Source organism: Williamsoniiplasma lucivorax ATCC 49196 (assembly GCF_000518285.1).
Lineage (GTDB): Bacteria > Bacillota_I > Bacilli_A > Mycoplasmatales > Mycoplasmataceae > Williamsoniiplasma > Williamsoniiplasma lucivorax.
Map to the genome: position 1 here is coordinate 32,908 of NZ_JADH01000002.1, position 20,766 is coordinate 53,673.

The 20,766-nt window shown below is 29.6% G+C and carries 22 protein-coding genes; 19 read left to right on the plus strand and 3 right to left on the minus strand.

The window, feature by feature from the left end; all coding sequences use genetic code 4:
* The first annotated feature begins 210 nt into the window (after positions 1 to 210).
* The 5 genes from P695_RS0100960 to ffh all read left to right on the plus strand — a co-directional run bounded on the left by P695_RS0100960 (position 211) and on the right by ffh (position 7,205).
* The gene (locus P695_RS0100960) at positions 211 to 1,359 is read left to right on the plus strand and encodes a hypothetical protein (protein WP_028126451.1); all 1,149 of its coding nucleotides are present in this window, start codon (positions 211 to 213) and stop codon (positions 1,357 to 1,359) included.
* Entirely contained in the window at positions 1,337 to 2,161 is an 825-nt protein-coding gene (locus P695_RS05230; RefSeq protein ID WP_051437279.1) for an ABC transporter ATP-binding protein, read from the plus strand. The genes P695_RS0100960 and P695_RS05230 overlap by 23 nt, the downstream gene beginning before the upstream one ends.
* A 263-nt stretch (positions 2,162 to 2,424) precedes the next feature.
* Positions 2,425 to 3,918 carry an ABC-2 family transporter permease gene (locus P695_RS0100970; protein ID WP_146063673.1) on the plus strand — a complete coding sequence of 498 codons (1,494 nt, stop codon included), beginning with the start codon at positions 2,425 to 2,427 and terminating at the stop codon, positions 3,916 to 3,918.
* A gap of 347 nt (positions 3,919 to 4,265) precedes the next feature.
* On the plus strand, positions 4,266 to 5,777 hold the full coding sequence (gene rny, locus P695_RS0100975) for a ribonuclease Y (RefSeq protein ID WP_028126453.1): 1,512 nt from the start codon (positions 4,266 to 4,268) through the stop codon (positions 5,775 to 5,777).
* Between the two features lie 66 nt (positions 5,778 to 5,843).
* Positions 5,844 to 7,205 carry a signal recognition particle protein gene (gene ffh, locus P695_RS0100980; RefSeq protein WP_028126454.1) on the plus strand — a complete coding sequence of 454 codons (1,362 nt, stop codon included), beginning with the start codon at positions 5,844 to 5,846 and terminating at the stop codon, positions 7,203 to 7,205.
* Between the two features lie 234 nt (positions 7,206 to 7,439).
* Here the strand turns inward: ffh and P695_RS0100985 are convergent, their stop codons facing one another.
* The 3 genes from P695_RS0100985 to P695_RS0100995 all read right to left on the minus strand — a co-directional run bounded on the left by P695_RS0100985 (position 7,440) and on the right by P695_RS0100995 (position 9,169).
* On the minus strand, positions 7,440 to 7,718 hold the full coding sequence (locus P695_RS0100985; RefSeq protein ID WP_028126455.1) for a hypothetical protein: 279 nt from the start codon (positions 7,716 to 7,718) through the stop codon (positions 7,440 to 7,442).
* A gap of 121 nt (positions 7,719 to 7,839) precedes the next feature.
* The gene (locus tag P695_RS0100990) at positions 7,840 to 8,430 is read right to left on the minus strand and encodes a hypothetical protein (protein WP_028126456.1); all 591 of its coding nucleotides are present in this window, start codon (positions 8,428 to 8,430) and stop codon (positions 7,840 to 7,842) included.
* A gap of 208 nt (positions 8,431 to 8,638) precedes the next feature.
* Positions 8,639 to 9,169, minus strand: a complete 531-nt coding sequence (locus P695_RS0100995; protein ID WP_028126457.1) for a phosphoribosyltransferase — start codon at positions 9,167 to 9,169, stop codon at positions 8,639 to 8,641.
* 91 nt (positions 9,170 to 9,260) lie between these two features.
* Here P695_RS0100995 and P695_RS0101000 point away from each other — a divergent pair, with 91 nt between their 5' ends.
* From P695_RS0101000 to trmFO, 14 genes are all read left to right on the plus strand, one after another.
* Complete coding sequence (locus P695_RS0101000; RefSeq protein ID WP_028126458.1) at positions 9,261 to 9,728, plus strand: 23S rRNA (pseudouridine(1915)-N(3))-methyltransferase RlmH; 468 nt, start codon at positions 9,261 to 9,263, stop codon at positions 9,726 to 9,728.
* An 89-nt stretch (positions 9,729 to 9,817) separates the two neighbouring features.
* The gene (gene rpsP, locus P695_RS05235) at positions 9,818 to 10,159 is read left to right on the plus strand and encodes a 30S ribosomal protein S16 (protein ID WP_035026100.1); all 342 of its coding nucleotides are present in this window, start codon (positions 9,818 to 9,820) and stop codon (positions 10,157 to 10,159) included.
* A 9-nt stretch (positions 10,160 to 10,168) separates the two neighbouring features.
* A complete protein-coding gene (locus P695_RS0101010) occupies positions 10,169 to 10,660 on the plus strand; it encodes a ribosome maturation factor RimM (RefSeq protein ID WP_028126459.1) in 492 nt (163 codons plus the stop codon).
* Positions 10,660 to 11,382: a tRNA (guanosine(37)-N1)-methyltransferase TrmD gene (gene trmD, locus P695_RS0101015; protein ID WP_028126460.1), complete on the plus strand. Its 723-nt coding sequence runs from the start codon at positions 10,660 to 10,662 to the stop codon at positions 11,380 to 11,382. The genes P695_RS0101010 and trmD overlap by 1 nt, the downstream gene beginning before the upstream one ends.
* A gap of 2 nt (positions 11,383 to 11,384) precedes the next feature.
* Positions 11,385 to 11,801 carry a 50S ribosomal protein L19 gene (gene rplS, locus P695_RS0101020; protein WP_028126461.1) on the plus strand — a complete coding sequence of 139 codons (417 nt, stop codon included), beginning with the start codon at positions 11,385 to 11,387 and terminating at the stop codon, positions 11,799 to 11,801.
* A gap of 169 nt (positions 11,802 to 11,970) precedes the next feature.
* On the plus strand, positions 11,971 to 12,261 hold the full coding sequence (locus P695_RS0101025; protein ID WP_028126462.1) for a hypothetical protein: 291 nt from the start codon (positions 11,971 to 11,973) through the stop codon (positions 12,259 to 12,261).
* A gap of 100 nt (positions 12,262 to 12,361) precedes the next feature.
* The gene (locus tag P695_RS05240; protein WP_035026103.1) at positions 12,362 to 12,679 is read left to right on the plus strand and encodes a lipoprotein; all 318 of its coding nucleotides are present in this window, start codon (positions 12,362 to 12,364) and stop codon (positions 12,677 to 12,679) included.
* A gap of 206 nt (positions 12,680 to 12,885) precedes the next feature.
* Positions 12,886 to 13,809, plus strand: a complete 924-nt coding sequence (gene ylqF / locus P695_RS0101035) for a ribosome biogenesis GTPase YlqF (protein ID WP_028126463.1) — start codon at positions 12,886 to 12,888, stop codon at positions 13,807 to 13,809.
* The gene (locus P695_RS0101040) at positions 13,799 to 14,407 is read left to right on the plus strand and encodes a ribonuclease HII (protein ID WP_028126464.1); all 609 of its coding nucleotides are present in this window, start codon (positions 13,799 to 13,801) and stop codon (positions 14,405 to 14,407) included. Before ylqF ends, P695_RS0101040 begins: the two co-directional genes overlap by 11 nt.
* 71 nt (positions 14,408 to 14,478) lie before the next feature.
* Entirely contained in the window at positions 14,479 to 14,781 is a 303-nt protein-coding gene (locus tag P695_RS0101045) for a single-stranded DNA-binding protein (protein WP_028126465.1), read from the plus strand.
* The gene (locus tag P695_RS0101050; protein WP_028126466.1) at positions 14,781 to 15,548 is read left to right on the plus strand and encodes a DNA-processing protein DprA; all 768 of its coding nucleotides are present in this window, start codon (positions 14,781 to 14,783) and stop codon (positions 15,546 to 15,548) included. The genes P695_RS0101045 and P695_RS0101050 overlap by 1 nt, the downstream gene beginning before the upstream one ends.
* Before the next feature lie 113 nt (positions 15,549 to 15,661).
* Entirely contained in the window at positions 15,662 to 17,551 is a 1,890-nt protein-coding gene (locus P695_RS0101055; RefSeq protein WP_035026106.1) for an ABC transporter ATP-binding protein, read from the plus strand.
* Between the two features lie 12 nt (positions 17,552 to 17,563).
* A complete protein-coding gene (locus P695_RS0101060; protein ID WP_028126468.1) occupies positions 17,564 to 19,426 on the plus strand; it encodes an ABC transporter ATP-binding protein in 1,863 nt (620 codons plus the stop codon).
* Position 19,427: 1 nt separating this feature from the next.
* Positions 19,428 to 20,744, plus strand: coding sequence for a methylenetetrahydrofolate--tRNA-(uracil(54)-C(5))-methyltransferase (FADH(2)-oxidizing) TrmFO (gene trmFO, locus P695_RS0101065; RefSeq protein ID WP_035026108.1), 1,317 nt, complete (start codon positions 19,428 to 19,430; stop codon positions 20,742 to 20,744).
* The last annotated feature ends 22 nt before the right edge of the window (positions 20,745 to 20,766 follow it).

Sequence of the window (20,766 nt, forward strand, 5' to 3'; positions counted from 1 at the left end):
AAAGCATTCAAACAAAATTATGTCTATGCTCTTTTTGAAAAATATTGACTCAATTGAATATGCTAAAATGTGCATGCTTTAAAATGATACATTTAATAGACATTATCTTTGGTTTTTGGGAAAATAGAAAATTTTATTTTTTTCGAAACAATGTAAAATAAGTATTAAGGTTTATTTTCAAAATATTAATAAACTTATGAAAGGAAAAAAATGACTAAATTATTTTTAGCAATGTTGTCTATGTCTGGAGCTTCTCCGGTTTTAGCAAGAGCAAACACCGTAACACAAAAAAACAATAATGTATTACCAAATAATCCTATTTTAGAAACAAAACAACATTTAACAAATTTAAATGAAAATGATAAAGTAAATTTAACGCAAATTAAATCAGAGTCAGTATCTATTGAATTAGGAAATTTAACAGGACAAAACCCCATTGAATTAAAAGAATACATTCTTTTAGAAATAGGAACCCAAAATTCTAAAAATTCAGAAATTATGGATGCTATGATAGATATTATTTACAATGAAAATCAATGAAAAATATTAGGAATTCAATTTGAAATACCACCCAAACATAAGGAAATAAAATATAAAGCAAAATTTATGGCTAATAAAAAAAATCCATCTTTTACTGGAGTTTTGTCTATTGATGTCACATTAACTAATTCAGGTAGTCCTAATGATTTATTAAATCACATTCAGACCAAACATTTAGAAGAAATTCAAAATCCAACAAGTAGGTTAATTTTAGACAAGGTTAAAGAATGTAATTCAAATTTAGATATAAATGAAGTAGAAGTAATTAATGCTAACTATAAAAATGCTTTAATTAAAGCAAAAGATAACTCTAAAAAATATGAAGGTCAGGTAAAAGTTACATTTAATTCTAACATTATTATAAATATTAAAGATATTGCAGAAAATGGTAAAACAGAAACTAAATATGCAAAAGTTGAAGCATATAATTCTACTCAGAATGATCAAGATGACTTAACTTTTACATACAAACCTGAATTTGGGACATCAGCATTATTGAATGCTTATAAAGGGGCAAAATTTAAATTTTCAGGAAAGGGATATGTTTATGATTCATCTAATGAAAAAGCAATTGATGATTCAATAGAAATTCTTTGAAATCAAAAAGAAATGACCCTAAAAAATGATGAATACCCAGGGAGTGTAAATTGAAATAAATATTCATCTAATATATCAAATTCAATTAATCATGGAGAAAATAATGTAATTTGAAAAGTAAAAGTAAGTGCAACAGCATATGCATCATGAATTAATGCCTATTGATCATATGCCGGAATTCAAATAAAGGTTGATTCAATTGAGTTACTTCCAGCAAACTAATGAGCCAGTAATTGAATTTAAAGAGATAACAAAATTATTTAAAGAAGGAAGAGGTATTCGAGACATCTCTTTTGATATAACAAAAGAAAATAATATTGTTGGTCTAATAGGCAATAATGGAGCTGGTAAAACAACTCTATTGAAGACACTTTTTAAAGAATATACTGCACAAAATGGTGAAATTTTAATTAATGGTGAACCATTAGAAAATAAACATTTGAAAAAAATGGCTTTTTTCCCTGATCAAAATAATTTTCCTAAACATTTCAATATTATAGAATTTGCAAAATTCTCAGCTGAATTAAAAGGAATAAAACCTAAAGATTATGTTGATAAATTAGAAAAATTAATTAGATTTTTAAAATTAGAAAACTTCAGAAAAAGTAAATTTACTAAACTTTCTGCCGGACAACAAAAACGAGCATTATTGTTAAGTGTTTTAATAACTAATCCAAAAATCATTGCTTTAGATGAACCAACAGCTAATTTAGATGTTGATGCAAGGATAGAATTTCAAGAAATATTAAAAACGTTAGCAAATGATTTAAAAATTTCAATTATTATTACAAGTCATATTATTGATGAAATGGAGAATTTAATTAATAAAGTGGTTTTGATTAAAGATGGGGTGATTGTTTATGATAATAATTACTCTCTTGTCAAAGACGGAAAATTAGAAGTATTATATAAAGATTATGTTACTTATCAAAAACAACAAATTAAAGTCGATAAACAAAAAGCAGGGAACAAATCTAATGTAGCTTCATTAGTTGATATTTTACGAAATGAGGATGATGATTAATTATGCAATTAACAATATTTAAATATTTTTATCGATCAACTTTAAAATCTAAATTTTTGTGGATTAGTTCCATTTTATTTGGGTTAGCTTTTTTGATTGTATTAGCAATTTTCACATTTGCGTTACAAGGAAATTCGAGTGTTTTAACTCAATGGTCTTCTTTAGAAATGATTCTTTTATTTTTAATAGCAATAGCTCAAATAACAGCATTAAACCTTTATATTTTTTCTAAATATTTTTCAAATTCTATAAAAGATGGGACTATGAGTCTGGAAATTAGAAGTGGTATTTCTAAAACTAGAATATTTTTCGAAAGAATACTTTTATCAAAAGCATGAACAATTGGAATATATATCTTTTTTACAATGATTGTTTTAATTTTTGCTTTAACAGCTTCTTCTCTAGTTTATTCAACCTTTCTTATGAACTTATCAGTTGGTTTCATCATAGTATTCTTGTATGATTTATTTTTAACAGCAGTATTAGCTACTTTGTCAACTTTTGGTTTCAATCTCGCTCTAGGAATGTTTGGCGTTTTAATTTTTTTATTAAGTGCCATAACACCATTAGTTCCATCAATTGGGCAAATGATTGATAAAACATGAACTAGCCAATATACAACTTCTGGAGAAGCATATAAAAATTATGAATCATATATAATTGCAAACGATGTGAGAACTTTAGCCAATAAATATCCTAAAGGATTTACTGAAAAAATGTTAAATTCATACTCCGATTTAAAAGGTTCTATTTTATTAAAAGAGGATTCTTCTATAAGTAACCCAAATGATGAATATAAACCCATCGAGGAACAAAAAAAAATTTATGATATTGCTATTTCGGGTCTTTTAACAGAGTTTAAAGAAGGAATTTTGCGAAAAGAGGGCGAATACAAATCTAGTGATTCATTTAATAAATCCGCAATTTTTGAACACTTATCAGCAATTAAAGACATTTTTCCCAAACAAGTTTATGACTCATCTAATGACTATGGAGAAAAAATTTGGGAAAAAAGTTTCTATCACACAATTACCCCTAAGATACCTAATTCAAAATTTGATTTTGCCTTTGATTCAGAGTATGGTTTTAATAACTTATTTAAAAAATTAAATGAAAATGAACAAGATCAAGAAAAGAAAGAATTTTATAAAATTATTGATAGGATTATTAAAAATTCCTTTGTAATATTTAATGGTGACCACCTGTTTTTAGATACGAGAACTTGAGATAAATGAAATATAATTATTGCTAAAAATGGCGACAATTGTAAAGATGAAAATAAGTGACTAGAACAAGTAAGTATTACAGTTGGAGCTAGAATGTATCAAACAGCTTTTATTAAAGCGATTAATTCAGCAATTAACTTACCTTATCCAGTTAATTCAAATAATACTGAACAGAATTTAAGCACTTACTATTACAAAGCAAAAATTGATTTATACATGAATCCTTGAACTATGTTTAATAAAATACTGAGTGCTAATTATTATGGTGATGTTCTTATCGGAAATAGAATAGAACAAGAAGCATTTAATAAATCATGAGTAGATAAAGAAGTAATTCTCGAACTTGACAATGAAAAGCCAAATAAAGAAGAGATATTTAATAATTTAAAGACTTCCAATTTTGTAAAACTCGAGATTAAAAATAAAGTCTTTCATCCAATTATTGCCATTGTTGTTTACACTTTAATATTAATTTTAATAACTTTTGGATCGTTTTTCATTTTTAAATTAAAAATGAAAAAAGCCTCTTAAAATAGTACTTTATAATTGGTAAAAATTAATTATAGAAGATAATTATAGATGAATATAAGATTGGAGTATGTTAAGGACACAACTTTAATTTTGAGACATTGTTATCTACCTATTGACAGTTTTTTATAGTATTTTTTTTATTAGCTATGCAAAAATTCTCCTTATATAATTCATGATATGTTTTTTATCATTTTGCATACTTAGGGAATTATATTCATTAGTGAATTTAACTCGCTTTTTTCTGTTAATTTTACTCGAGAATCACAAATTTCCCCTTTTTTATATTATTATATAATAAGCATATGAAAGTATGTGTCCACACTTTTCGAATAGAAAAGAGTAATTAAATGACTGAATTAATTATAATTGGTTTACTACTACTAGTGATAGTTGCATTGATTGGTTGACTCCTTTGAATGTATCTTTCGCAAAGTAGAAAAAAAACTATTGAAACTATTAAAAAAGAAGCAAAACAAGAACGTAAAACGATTGTTGCCACTGCTTATAAAGATATCAGTGGGATGAAAATCGCTTTCCAACGTGAAAGAGATCAAAAAATTCATGAAATAGAATTAACTAAAACTCGTCTGGCAACAGAGTGCGAAGCTTTAGAAAAAGATCAAGAAATTCTAAAAATTAGACAAGAGAGATTAAATGGTTATGAAATTGCTTTAGAAAAACGAAGCAAAGAATATGACCATAAAATTTCTGAAGTTATTGATGCTTTAGAATCTATTTCTGGATATTCCAAAGAAGAAGCAAAACAATATTTGCTGCAACAAGTTCAACAACGAAGCAAACAAGAAGTAAATACTTTTTTAAAAAATGTTGAATTGGAATCTCACAGCAAAGCTAAAACTATTGCAACAGCAATTTTAGTGGAAGCGATGGAAAAATCAGCCACAAATATTGTGGCTGAAAAAACAACAAACATTGTGCGTTTACCAAATGATGATGTTAAAGGTCGTATCATTGGTAAAGATGGTCGCAATATTAAAGCATTTGAACAATTTGGAGGGGTTGAAATCATTATTGATGAGACTCCTGAAATTGTGACAGTTTCATCTTTTAACCCAGTTAGAAGAGAAATTGCAACGAAAACTTTAGAAAAATTAATTCTTGATGGTCGTATTCAACCATCAAGAATTGAACAAGAATTAATCAACCAAGCTAAAGAAATTGAACAAATTATTGAAGAAACTGGACAAAAAGTTGTTCATGAATTAGGAATTTTGAATATCGATATGCAGTTGGTTAAATTAATTGGAAAATTAAAATATCGTACCAGTTATGGGCAAAGTGTTTTACTCCATTCCCTTGAAGTTGCAAAAATGGCTGGTGTCATTGCTGCAGAATTAGGATTAGATGTGAAAGATGCGATACGTGCTGGACTCCTTCATGATATAGGAAAAGCTGTGGATTTTGAAAATGAAGGTAGTCACACTGCACTAGGTGTCGAGAGAGCAACACTTTATGGAGAAAACGAAGTTGTAATTAATGCGATTGCTGCTCACCACGAAGAAGTGCCTAAAAATTCAGTAATTGCTGTCATTGTGGCAATTGCTGATACAATGAGTGCAGCAAGACCTGGTGCTCGTAACAACACTATTGATGAGTTCTTTAAGCGTATGAACACATTAGAAAAAGAGATTAATAAACTTCCTGGGGTTGATAAAACTTATGCTTTACAATCTGGAAGACAAATTAGGGTGATTGTTGATCCCAACCAAATTGGGGATAATGATATGGCTAATTTAATTGAAGAAGTTAAAGAAAATGTCTTGAGTAATGTGATTATTCCTGGTGAAATCACTGTCACAGTGATTCGGGAAACTCGCGAAATTAAAATTATTAAGTAAAACCAAGTCTTACCAAGGCTTGGTTTTTATTTGGTATAATAAAGTTTAGAAATAAAGGAGACTATTATGGGATTTGGTGATTTTTTATCAAAACGCATGAAGCGTTCAATTGAAAAAAACATTCAGAAATCAACTTTAACCAATGATAATATTGCCGACACTTTAAAAGAAATTCGTTTAGCTTTATTAGAAGCTGACGTCAATGTTGATGTCGTAAAAGAATTGATTTCAAGAATTAAAACAAAAGCTGAAGGTGGCTATATTCAAGAGGGTGTCAAAGCACACCAACAAATGGTGAAATTAGTTCATGAAGAATTAATTGAAATTTTAGGAAGAGAATTAGCTCCTTTAGACTTAGCTAAAAAACCAACAGTGATTATGATGGTGGGGTTACAAGGTTCTGGAAAAACCACCACAGCCAATAAACTGGCTAATTTAGTGCGTAAGAAAAATAGTAAAAATCCTTTATTAGTTGGATTAGATATTTATCGACCAGGAGCGATTGATCAACTTGTTGAACTAGGTCAACAATCAAACATTCCGGTTTTTGAAAAAGGAAAACAAGACCCAATTAAAACTGCTCTTGAAGCAATTGGATATGCTGAAAAAAACCACCATGATGTGGTGATTTTAGATACTGCTGGGCGTTTACAAATTGATAAAAATTTAATGGATGAATTAAATGAATTACGTAAGCAAACTTCGCCAAGTGAAATTCTTTTAGTTGTTGATGGAATGATTGGGCAAGAAATTATTAATGTCACTAATGAATTTAATAAATTATTAAAACTAACTGGAGTTGTGGTTACTAAATTAGATGGAGATGCGCGTGGGGGAGCAACTTTATCAATTAGTTATATGACAAAACTACCAATCAAATTCATTGGAGAAGGAGAAGGTGTCAAAGCACTAGCTCCATTCTATCCAAAGAGAATGGCCGACCGTTTACTTGGAATGGGTGATATTGAAACCCTTTATGAAAAAGCAATTGAAAATATTGATGAACGTTCAATTCAAAAAACTATGAAAAGAATGTTTATGGGTCAATATGATATGGAAGATTTACGTAATCAATTAGCCCAACTTGCCAAAATGGATAGTCTTGGTGGGATTATGAAAATGCTTGGCGGACAAAACAAAGTGAGTGATGAAAAATTAGCTGACGTCCAACGTAAATTAGTTGTGTTTTCAATTTTGATGGACTCAATGACTTTAAAAGAACGTCGTGATCCACGTTTATTAAAAGCACTAACACGTAAAAACCGTATCATTAAAGGTTCTGGACGTAATGAAAAAGAATTCAATGAATTAGTGAATAACTTTGAAAAAGGAAAAAAACAAGTGATGGAAATGACTAAGATGATGAAGTCTGGCAAAATGCCTAATTTCCCCGGCATGGGCGGGGGAAAAGGATTTGGTTCTTTTTAATACAAACAAAAAAGTAGACCGAACCCATAAGAATAGAAATTGAATAAAAAGAATGCGACAACTTATTTTTACTCATTTAGAGTAAAAATAAGTTGTTCTTTCGATGATTATTCCAATCGAAAATATATTGTACATTCCATAGTTTAACAAACTCTATAAAACTTGATGCAAATTGCTCTAGAGAATCATAAACATTTCCAAAAAATAAGAAAAATTTATTTTTAACTCAGCCATTTAATGATTCTGTTGGAACATTGGGGCATTGTGTTTGAAACCGGCATTTAACATTGAATTGTACTGGTCAATTTCTCTTTTATTAGCAAAAGCTGTTCATAGATCTGATGGCACAATCATTTTTTTGATTGTTATTTTCAGCATATTTTTGCATTTGTAAACCAATTGTGGACCAGAGTTTAAATTATATTTTCAAACTAATTCTTTTGAACTAATTCAACTAAGATATTCTTCAACAACTTCGATTTTTGAATCTTCACGATAGTGTTTATCTTTCATGTTTTTTTCTTTCTTGCGAAAGAATCATTATTGTTCTAAAAGTAAACTTACGTTATCTTATGCTTCTAGTAAAGATGTAATATCTTCTGGTATTTTTCCATCTAATAATTTGGAATTAAATTTAATCATTCTGTAAATCCTCATCATTAAAAATTTTTAAAATATTTTTTTTAAAATGTTCTAATGAGCCATTATTGTCAATGATATTTGTTGCTATTTTTTTCACTTCCAAAACTCCTTTAGAGATCTTGAATGCATCTTTATTTTTAGTTTGTTCTAAAACATTTTCTATTGTAATATTTGAATTTATTGTTTTAATTTTTTCAAATTCTCTTTGTGCTCTTTTGTTGATATCAGCATCAATATAAATAATTTTAGTATTAAATCTAGAATCATGTAAAAAAGATGTAGCTAAATTTGCCCTATATAAGGATTCTAATGAAATAGACTCACATTTGTTAGCTAGCATAAAATCATAAATATAATTACGAAATTTTAAGCACATCTCACTTTCATTAGAATACATATATTTTATTGCGTCTTCCATTTCAATTTTATTTGTAATAGAGATACCTTCTAATTGAGCAATCATTTTTTCAAAATAAATTATTTTTAATCTAAAAATACCATTTTTTGTAGCTCATTCACCGGCTTGAGATTTCCCACATTCACTTAATCCAGATAAAAAAAATATTTTTTTCTTTTTTTGCATTTTTATCTCTTTTCTTGTTTTTCAACATTATAAAGTCTTATTAAGACATTTATATTTTACAACAACGAAATTTTATTATTAATTAACAAATAACAATAATAAAATAAATTAGTAGATCAAGTATTAGATCTTATAATAAGATAAAAAAACTTTAAAACAAAAAATGAGTTTTTATCGAACCCATTTTTTGTTTTAAATGTTTTTAGTATTAATCTTCAACTGTATAAATTTGATCTAATTGACGGTAATTATCATCGAATTCTAATCCATAACCAACAATAAATTTATTTGGTACATTAAATAAAGATTGGTATGGATATTGGAAATCGGGATGAGTTCCTTCTTTGTCTAATAAAGTAATTAAACTTAAGCTTTTTGGTTTTAAACTTAAGAGATAATCATAAATTGCTGTTAATGTTAAACCTGAATCAATAATATCTTCAATCACAATTACATCGTGATCGGTCACGATTGGTTTGTTAACTTTTTTATAAAAAGTGATTTCTCTTGTTGATTGTTGGCCAACATAACTCGCAGCACAAATGGCATCAACTCTAATTCTCATATCCAATTGTTTTAGAAGGTCTGCGTAAAATAGCACTCCTCCATTCATAATTACAAGCACACTTAGTTCTTTATCTTTGTACTGAGCATTCAATTGGTCAGCCAAAGCTTTAATTCTTGCTTGAATTTCTTCTTTGGTTAATAGAATTTTTAAGTTGTGTCTAAATTTCATCATTTTTTTGTTTTCCTCGCTATACTTAGGTTATTGTAAACTATAAATTTAAAAGTGAGTTAATTTTGCTTATAATTTTAAAAAGAGGTTTTTAATGAATATCAATATAATATGTTTTGGCAAAATGGATGATAAAAATAGCTTAGCTTTATTGCTTAATTATCAAAACAAAATTAAATTTTATAGCAAATTAAATTTTGTCGAATTGAAAGAAGAAATTAATCTTGATCTCAAATCAGCACAAGTTAAAAATGAAAAATTACTCGAAGAAAAGTTAAACAATTTTAAAAATACGACAATCATTTTAGCGGACATTCAAGGGGTTGACGTCACTAGTGAACAGTTGGCAAAAATGATTGAAACTAATAAAGATTTCCAAGGAGCAAATTTAACTTTTATTATTGGACCAAGTGATGGTTTTAGTGATGAATTTAAAAATAAATATCCTCATAAAATTAGTTTTGGCAAGATTACTTTACCCCACCAACTTTTTCGAATTATTTTATTAGAACAAATCTTTCGAAGTTTCAAAATTATCAATCATGAAAAATATCATAAATAATGAAGTGTTAAGTAAAAAACCTTTACACTTCTATTTTTTTTATGTATACTTAACAAGTATTTAATTACAAGAAGAAGAGGAGGACAATAATGGTTAAATTAAGATTAAAAAGAATCGGGAAAAAACGTGCACCATTCTACAGAATAGTAGCAGCTGATGCTCGTGTTAACCGTAACGGCCAATACATTGAACTAGTTGGAACATTTGATCCATTAAAAGATGAAGTTAAAATTAATGATGAATTAGTTTTAAAATGATTAAAAAATGGAGCTCAACCAACTGATACTGTGCGTGACTTGTTTAGTAAACAAGGAATCATGAAAGCTTATCATGAAGAAAGAGTTGCTCTTGCTAAAACAAATAAAGATAGCAAACCAGCCCAAGCTGCACCAAAAAAAGCTGCACCCAAAAAAGCTGCAGCTAAAAAATAACGAGGAATTATGCAAGAAAAGTTAATGCGAATTGGTGAGGTTGTGAATACTGTTGGGATTAAGGGAATGGTGAAAGTTCTCCTTGATTCTAATTTAGAGGTTAATGACTTAGCTAATTTGAAATTATGCTTTTATCAAACAAGTGCAAAAAGTTTTATCCCATTGCAAATTAAAACCTTGGAATTAAAAAAGAATACTTTATTAATAGCTTTTCATGATTTGAATCATATTAATGATGTTCAAAAATTCAAAAACTTAATTTTATATGTTCCTTTAGCTAATCAAGCATTTAGTTTGATGCCAATCTGAACTGAATATAAAATTACCTCTGAACTTGGGGAGGGGAAGATTATTGATTGAATGAACAATTCAATCCAAAATTTAATTAAAATCCAAATCCAAGATCACCAGTTTTGAGTTCCAATGGTGGATGAATATGTTGTTTGCCAAAATGATGAAACTAAAATCATTCAATTAAAAAACATTAAGGGGTTGATGTAATGAAATATTCAATTATTACATTGTTTCCAAAAACAATTCAAGCTTATATCGAAGAATCAATTATTAAAAAAGCTTTAGAGCGCAACTTAATTGCAGTGGAAATTATTGATTTAAGAGATTATACAACCTTAGCACACAATCAAGTTGATGATTATCAATTTGGCGGTGGCAAAGGGATGGTTTTAATGGTCGAACCAATTGTTCGTGCTATTGAAGCTGTGAAAACTAAAAATTCGTGAGTTGTTTTGACAACTCCCCAAGGTCAAACTTGGCAACAAACTTTGGCTAAACAATTTGCCAAACAATATGAACACTTAATTATTATTTGTGGTCATTATGAAGGGTTTGATGAACGAGTTTTAGAATATGTTGATCAAGAAGTTTCCATTGGTGATTATGTTTTAACAGGAGGAGAAATTGCAGCATTAGTGATAGTTGATAGTATCACACGTTCAATTCCTCATGTGATTAAAGAAGAATCATTTGCCCAAGATAGTTTTGAAAACAACCTTTTAGATTATCCGGTTTATACTAAACCTGTCGAATTTAGAGGAAGTAAAGTTCCTGATGTCCTATTAAGTGGACATCATGCCAACATTCAAAAGTTTAAAGATGAACAACAAGTCATTAACACTTGGAAAAAAAGACCAGATTTAATTGATGAAAAGCAATTAAATCAATATCAAAAAGAAATATTAAATAAACTAAAGAAAGGAGAATAGTTATGAGTACAAAACAAACAAAAGTAACTAAATCAAAATATGATGTTGTTAATAACCAATTAAGAACAGACTTACCAGACTTTAACTCAGGAGACACAATTTGTGTTGATGTAAAAATTAAAGAAGGGGAAAAATTCCGTATTCAATCATTTGAAGGATTGGTAATTAAAACTCAAGGATCAGGAATTTCATTTTCAGCAGTTGTGCGTAAAATGAGTAACGGAATTTTTGTTGAACGTACATTCCCATTACACTCACCAATTATTGATAAAGTAACCATTATCAAAAAAGGACGTGTGCGTCGTTCAAGAATTTACTACATCCGTAACCTATCTGGAAAAGCTGCGCGTATTAAGGAAATTTTACCAACTTCAGCAAAAGTTAAAAAAGTTGAAAAACCAACTAAGAACAAAAAATAATTTAATTTATCAAACATTGAGCATCACTAAGCAGTGATGCTTTTTGTATGCTAGAAAAGCTACCTGGTCTTTTTGCATTTTTTCTTTTTTATCATTAAATTGGTTTTTTGATCAAAAATGATTAAAAAACCACTAAAATAAAGATAGAGAAAACATTAAGAAGGAAAAAATGAAAAAAATGTTAATCCTATTAAGTGGTTTTACAATCACGATGATGACGGCATCAACTGTTGTTGCTTGTAATCAACCTTCTAAAATGAGTGCTCTCAATGAACAGATTAAAGAAGCTGAAAAACTTTTAGCAATTAATAGCGGAAAATCTGAATCAGCAAAAACAAATTTTCAAAACGAAATTAATAAAGCTAAAAAAATTAGTGAGAAAAAAGATGCTACTGACCAAGAAATTGAAGATGCTAAAATTGCATTAGGGGTAGCCAGATTGACTTTTGAAAATGCTTAAAGTGAATTAGAAGTGTTTATTCAATAAAGTATTAGATGACCAACAGCATAAACTTTAAAATTGTTCGATGATTAAAAAATAATCAGAAAGAAGACAAAATATGAAAAAATTTTTAACTATCTTAGGTGGGGTTGGTTTAATGGCAACAACAGCAACATCTGTTGTTGCCTGCAACAAAAATTCTGCATTAAATGATTTAAAAAATGAAATGAAAAAAGCAGAACAATTATTAAAAGAACAACCAAATAAACCACAAGAATTGCGTGCTGCATTGGCATTGGCGGTTGCTATGGGTCAAGTGATTTTGGAAACAAAAAATGTTAGTGATGAAGTTATTGAAAAGACTATCACAACAATCAAATTAGCTATGGAAGTTTTAAAAATAACACCTGATGAAAGCGTTACCCCTCAAACTTAAAAGAAATTAAGTGTTGCTTGATTTTTCAACCAAAGCGATTACCTTATTTTAATCCCCTCCTTTTTTAGTAGGAATTTTTGAATTTAATTAAGGATAAAACTGATGATTTCAAGTTGAAAAAGGCATAGCATTTAGCAGACTCAATAACAAAAGGTGCTTCTTTTGTATAAAAATTGTTATAATTAATATTATTTAAAAAGGATATTATGAGTGCAGAATTTAATTGATTCCCCGGACATATGAATAAAGCTTTGAAAGATATTGAAGCAAAAATTCCTGTTGTTGATTTAGTGATTGAAGTGGTTGATGCTCGTGCTCCATTTTCATCACAAAATTTAACTTTTCGCAAATTATTAGAAAACAAACCAGTGTTATACGTTATTTCTAAAGCGGATGTCGCTGATCCTAAGGTTACCAAACAATGAATTAACTATTTTAGTAAAGAAGGGCGCTTAACCCATATTTTAGATTACAAAAATAAGAATATTGTTAAAATTTTAATTGAATTAATTAATGTGGCTACTGCTGAAAAACAAGCTAAAGATAAAAGAAAAGGTTTAGTCAATTCATTGATTAATGTTTTAGTGATTGGGATTCCTAATGTTGGTAAATCAACATTTATTAATAAAATCATTCGTGACAAATCAGTTAAAGTGGGAAACAAACCAGGTGTGACACGCGGCATTCAAACTTTACACTTAAATCAAAATATTACTTTAATGGATACAGCTGGGGTGCTACCTTCACGTTTGAACAATGAACTTGTGGCTGCGCATTTATGCGCGATTAATTCTATTAAAGAAGGGGTCTTTCCTTTAGAACGAGTGGCTGGTTTATTAATGAAAAATATTTATGACCATCATTATCAAGTGATTCAAGAGTTTTATAAAATTAAAGCAGATATTAAACCACCAGTTTCTTTTGAAAAAATCTATTTGATTTTTGAACAAATTGCTAAAGCTAAAAAATGATTATTAAGAACTGATTTACTTGATATTGAACGCGCTATGGTCAATTTTTTAGCCGATTTGGCTAATGGTAAATTAAATCTCTCATTAGAAACTCCTGAAGATCTCGAAGAACTTACCTTAAATCCTTCTAGTCATGAAAGTGCGAAAAATGAAAAGTAGAATTTTATTTGACCAGCAAATTCGTCAAGATTATCAAGTTGAAATCATTTCAGGAAGTGATGAAGCTGGAAGAGGGGCGATGGCTGGACCAATTGTGGTGGCTAGTGTTATTTTGCCCCTGGATTATGAAAATGGCGAAATTAAAGATTCTAAACAGCTTAGCGCATTAAAACGCAAGCAACTTTTTGAAGAAATTCAAAAAGTTGCTTTGAGTTTTGCTATTGAAATTATCCCAGCAAACCAAGTTGATGAATTAAATCCGAAACAAGCGAGTGTTGTCGGGATGATTAATTCAATTCAAAAATTGCAAATCACTCCCGAATTAAGTTTAATTGATGGTGAAAAAATTAAGCATCCGACAATTAATGCTTTACAACTGATTAAGGGTGATAATTTAAGTCAAAATATTGCTGCAGCTTCAATTTTAGCGAAAGTGACTCGCGATTTAATCATGCAAGAACTCGATCAAAAGCATCCCGGATATGCATGGAGTCAGAACAAAGGTTATGTGACAAAAAGACATCAAGAATGCTTAAAAAGTCTTGGAATTAGCCCAGAACACCGAAAAACATACTCTCCAGTGAAGAAATTTTTATAAATTTTGCAAAAAATGAAAAATTTCACAACTTTTTTTCTAATCTATAGTGGGTAGCACCCAAGGAGAAAAAAATGAATAATGTAAATATTATCGGACAAATTGAAGGAGATGCACAAATTGCATACACTTCACCAGACGGTACTCGCAAACTATATAAATTTGTTTTAAAAGTACCAAGACCATTCAAAAAGAATGATAGTGTGATTGAAGACTTAATCAATATTAAGTGTTGATCATCAAAAGTTGAAGATGAAGATAATCTTCATGACCAAGCTTATGTGGGAGTAGAAGGGCGTATTCAATCATTTGGCAATGATGAATATAAAACTCCCGTCAATGAAGTAATTGCTTTAAAGATTTTGTATTTAGAATAATGGATAAAGTTTTATTATACTTCTCATTAAAATACCAAGGTAATTGAGAAAAAATTTATGAAGCATTGGAACGCAAAGAAAAAATTCCCAATGCCGATTTAGAAAATGTTGAAAGTAGGATTGAGTGTAGTTATCTCACAATTATTAATACACTCTATCCAAGTAATTTAAAACATACCCATAAACCACCCTTCTTGTTATATACATATGGGAACGTGTCTTTATTACAAAACCACTACCAAATTATTGGGGTTAGTGGCGATCAAAATTTTGATGAATATGGTTCTAAAAATACCAAAGATTTAATTAAAGATTTGACCAATGAAAAAAGAACCATTTTAACTGGTAGTGCAAGTGGCATTGAACACGAAGTTGTGAAAATGGTTTTAGAAAATAAAGCTAAATTAATTATTGTGGCTGAAGAAGGGATTAAAAACTTCTTAACCACCCATCAAGAATTAATCAAAGCATTAGAACAAAATACTGATTTGTTGATTATTTCTGAAACTTATGAAAATGATCAGTTAGATCATTTAACTAATGAACACGCTTCACGTTTAAAGGTTGGTTTAATGAAAGTGTTAGTTTATATTCAAATTTCCACATTGGATAAAAATTATCAAATGAGTGAATATGCTTTAAACGAAGGCAAAGATATTTTTGTGGTTCCTGAACCAGTTAAATCAAGATTTAAAGGAAATAATATGCTTATTCGTCAAGGGGCTAAAATCGTCGAAAGTGGTAAAGATATCTTAAATGAAATTTAGTTAATCAACAAAAAAAGTGCAATGCCACTTTTTTTGTTTTCAAAATTTCATTTTTTTTCCTCACCATTTGAACCTTAAAAATGTTAAAATTAAATAATGAGTGAGGTAAAAAAATGATAAAAAAAGCAAAAAAAATTGAAGATAACATTTTCGAAATGCAAAAATCTCAAGAACAAATTGCTGCTGAAAAAGCTGAAGAATTAAGAGAACAAGAAGGTTCATTTCTTAAGATGACTGCTAAAGTTGTCATGCGTTATAAATTAAAATCTTGAATCGTTCTGATAACCGTTATCATTTCATCACTATCTGTTGCCCTAACCCCTTTAGTCACTCAAGAACTAATGAAAGTTGCTCAATTAGTGACTAGTCTTCAAGGTATATCTAATGCGACTGGTAGTTGAGGAATGACTTGAGAAGCATTAATTGGTTTACAAGTTGGTTTCATTGTCACAAACATTGTTGCTAGTTTCTTTGCCCAATATATTTCTGGGATGCTAGGGAAACAAATGGAAGTGGATTTAAGGAATCAAGCTGTTGAAAAATTAATTGAAGAAGATATGTCTTATTACTCTGATAAAAAAATTGGAGAAATTTTAACTAAAATTGTTTCTGACACACAAATTATTGGTGAACAAATTTCAATCATCATTATTACTGCTTTAAATTCAATTTTAACTTTTGTAGTGGCTTTAGTTTCAATGTTTATTGTTGATTGATCATTAACTTTAGTTTCTTTAGCTTTGTTTGCGATTATGATTACTGCAATGGGATTAACCTTAGTCCCTTTAAGAAAAAAAATGACTAAAGTACGTCGAGAAGTAACTGAGTTAAATGGAGATGTTATTGACCGTATTAACACTATTAAATTAATTAAAGCGATGGGAACTGAAAGGTATGAATCAAAAAGAGTAGAAAAACTTCATGAAACATACTATCGTGATTTTAAAAATATGAACTACTTTTTAGCATTGTTGATTGCCTTTTTATTTGTTGGTGTTTCATCAGTCCAAGTAATTGTGACATTAGCTGCTGGATTTCTTTATCAATCTAATCCTTTAAAATTAATTTCTTTAATTCCAACGTTTATTATTTCTGTCGGAATTTTAATTGGTCCAATTATGCAAATGATTCGAGTCATGATTGGAGTGGTGCAAGTTGCAACTGCTTCCAAACGTTTACATGCTATTTTAACTACTCCAGTTAGATTTAACAATCACTATAAAGATCAGGCAGGAATCAACATTGATCATTTAGATGGGGATATTGTTTTTAAAAACTTAGAATTTAGATATCCAGAAAAACCAGAAAAAGTTATTTTACCTAAATTTAATTTCACCTTTAAAAAAGGTGAATCATATGCCTTTGTTGGTGAAACTGGTTCAGGAAAATCTTCAATTGCTAAATTGTTATTAAGATTTTATGACCCAAGTCAAGGTGCTGTTTTAATTAACGGGAAAACTGATTTAAAAGATGTTAACTTATTTTCTTATTTAAAACATGTTGGTTATGTTGAACAAGAACCAGCAATTATTTTAGGAAATGTTTATGACAACATTCGTTATGGAAGTTTTGAAGCCACTGATGAAGAAATTGTGAAAGCCGCTAAAAAAGCTAACTTACACAACTTAATTATCACTTGACCAGAAGGTTACAACACCACTCTTGGAGAACGAGGATTCATGCTGTCTGGTGGGCAAAAACAAAGATTAGTTATTGCAAGAATTTTCTTAAAAAATCCACAAGTTTTAATTTTAGATGAAGCAACTTCTGCTTTAGACAACATTGTTGAAAAGGAAATTCAAGCTGAATTAAATAAATTGATGAAAGGGCGTACATCATTTACAATTGCGCACCGTTTATCAACAATTAAAAATGTCGATCACATTTTAGTTTTAGAACCAGGTAAAGGAATTGTTCAACAAGGAACTTATCAAGAATTGAAAAAAGTTGAAGGTCGATTCAAACGCTTGTATGAAGCTGGAAAATTAATAGAAAAACAATAGAAAGGGGTAATTATGCAAAAAACAGAAAAAAAGAAATTTAAAAATCCGCTGAAATTCGAGAGTGAATTTGCTTTTAGTTGGAAAAAAATGGGTTCATTTTTTGCCATCACGATGCAAACTGCTAAAAAGAACCCATTGCTTTTTATTACGATGTGTTTTACAACTTCATTAAATGCTGTGATTGCCACAGTTTTACCATTATTTGCCTCAAGAGCAGTTACTTTATTAATTACTCCTCCTGAACAAGTGCATAACTTACCATCTAAAATAACTGATTTTTTAGGAATGGAGATGATCTGAACTAGTTGAATTATTGTGGCTGCCGTCTTCTTTGTCATTATGTTATTTTCTGAATATATTACTGATTACACCATTGGTTTATTTTCTTTGAAAATTGAAATCAATGAACGTATTAGAATTGTGCAATCACTTGTCAAACAAGATGTCGATTTCTATTTTGACCATGTTTCAGGGAATATTTTGACAAGATTTGTTGCTGATACCCAAAACTTAGCGCAAGGAATCCAACAATTTTTAAGTAACTTAATTTATTGTTTTGCCGCCTTTATTGCTGCCGCTGTCATCTTATTTTCTGAAGGTTATTACTTTATTGGTGGCATTTCAATTGGGTATGTTTTATTTGTTTTAATTATTGCCTCATTTATCTTTGTCTTTTTCCGTCGAGCAATGATTAGACAATTTGATTTTAAACGTGAAGTTGATGCAGATATTACAGACCGTATTAATAACATCACTTTAATTAAATCAACTGGAACAGAAAGTTATGAAGTGAACCGTATTGAAGAAAAAAACCATCAATATAATTTAAAAGGAAATCGTGGGGTGTTGTTGTCAACAATTTTAAACCTTTGATTAACAGCCACTATTACTTTCCTAACCACTTTGATTACTATTGTAGCGATTGTGGGAAGCATTCAAAAAACTGTGAATGCTAACTTACTCCAAGAATTAACAACTGGATTACCAATGGCCTCAACAATGGCTTTATCAATTATTATGTTAGTCCCATCACTACGTGCTGCTACTCGTGCTTCTAATGCTGCTAATCGCATTGGTGAATTAACTGAACCAGTCCCACATATTCAACCAAATCATGATGGTCCAAAAATTAAAGCTATCAATTCCATTGAATTTAAAAATGTTGATTTTGCTTATCCTAAAAAAATTGACAAAATCATTATTCCAAATTTAAATTTTAAATTTGAAAAAGGGAAATCGTATGCTTTTGTCGGTGAAACTGGTTCTGGTAAATCAACGATTGGAAGAATGCTTTTAAGATACTATGAACCAAAAACTGGTGAAATTATTATTAATGGTCAACACCAATTAAAAGATGTTAATCTGCCATCATATTTAGACCATATTGGTTATGTTGAACAAGATCCGCAAATTTTTTATGGAAACTTTATTGAAAATATTAAGTATGGACGTTTTGCTGATACTAAAGAACAAGTGATTGAAGCTGCTAAAAAAGCAGATTTACATGATTTTATTATGTCATTACCAGAAGGTTATGAAACACTAATCGGACAACGTGGATTCTTGTTAAGTGGTGGTCAAAAACAACGTTTAGTTATTGCTAGAGTGTTTTTAAGAGATCCAGATTTAATTATTTTAGATGAAGCAACTTCAGCTTTAGATAATATTGTCGAAAAAGAAATTCAAGCTCAATTAGATAAATTAGTCGTTGGTAAAACATCAATTACAATTGCACACCGTTTATCAACAATTAAAAATGTTGATCAAATTATTGTTTTAGGAATGGGTAAAGGTGTTGTGCAGGTTGGAACATTTGCTGAATTAATTAAGAAACCTGGTCATTTTAAAAATCTTTATGAAGCAGGAACGATTTAACATGAAACAAGTTCAAATCATCGGGGCTGGATTAGCAGGTTGCGAAGCAAGTTATTATCTTGCTAATAAGGGTTACTCAGTAACTCTTTTTGAATCTAAAAATATCAAACCAAACCCTGTCCAAGTTTCTAAGGGTTTTGCTGAATTAGTTTGTTCTAATTCTTTACGTAGTAATGAATTAACTAATGCTGTTGGTACTTTAAAAGCAGAAATGCGTTTATTAAATTCTTTAATTATTCAAGCTGCTGAATTTGCTCAAGTACCAGCTGGAGCATCTTTAGCTGTCGATCGGGTTAAATTTTCTGAATTTATCACCAGCAAAGTTAAGCAACACCCGAACATTAAAGTTGTTGAACAAGAAGTTGTTGACTTTGACCTTACAATTCCCACAATTATTGCCTCAGGCCCATTAACTACCCCAGATTTACAAACCCAAATTCAAAAATTATTAGACAATGACGATTTTTACTTTTTTGATGCAGTCGCCCCAATCATCAAAAAAGAATCAATTAATATGGAGATTGCCTTTCGTAAAAATCGTTATGAAAAAGGTGATACTTCTGATTACATTAATTGTCCAATGAACAAAACACAATATGATCAATTTTATGATGCTTTAATTCATGGTGAAGTGGCGATTAGCCATTTAGCTGGTGAACAAGAATTAAAATATTTTGAAGGCTGTATGCCTGTGGAAGCTATGGCTAAACGTGGCCCAAAAACACTTTTATTTGGTCCAATGAAACCAAAAGGGTTAAGAAATCTTGATGGAACTAACAATTATGCTGTGGTCCAATTAAGACAAGATGATGCCAAAGATAGTCTTTACAATCTTGTTGGTTTTCAAACCAATTTAAAATGACCAGAACAAAAAAGAATTTTTCAAATGATTCCTGGTTTAGAAAATGCTGAGTTTGTGCGATATGGGGTCATGCATAAAAACAATTTTATTAATTCACCCAAACTCCTTAATTTAGGTTTACAACTAAAAACTAATCCCAAAATCTTTTTTGCTGGGCAAATTACTGGGGTCGAAGGTTATGTTGAATCAAGTGTTGTTGGTTTGATTGCGGCAATTAATTTGGATCGTTTTACCCAAGGCCTAGAATTATTATCCCCTCCCTCAACAACAGTATCGGGAGCTTTAATTCATTATATTAACAATGCTTCGCCGATAGATTTTCAACCAATGAAAGCTAATTGAGGGATTGTTGATGAGCTAGAAAACTTCAATAAACAAGATGGTAAAGTGCAGAAAAAAACCTTACTCTCGGAAAGAGCAATTAGCGAGATTAAGAAATATATTTCCCAAATTTAGTTTTTCTGTCATTAAATTTAAA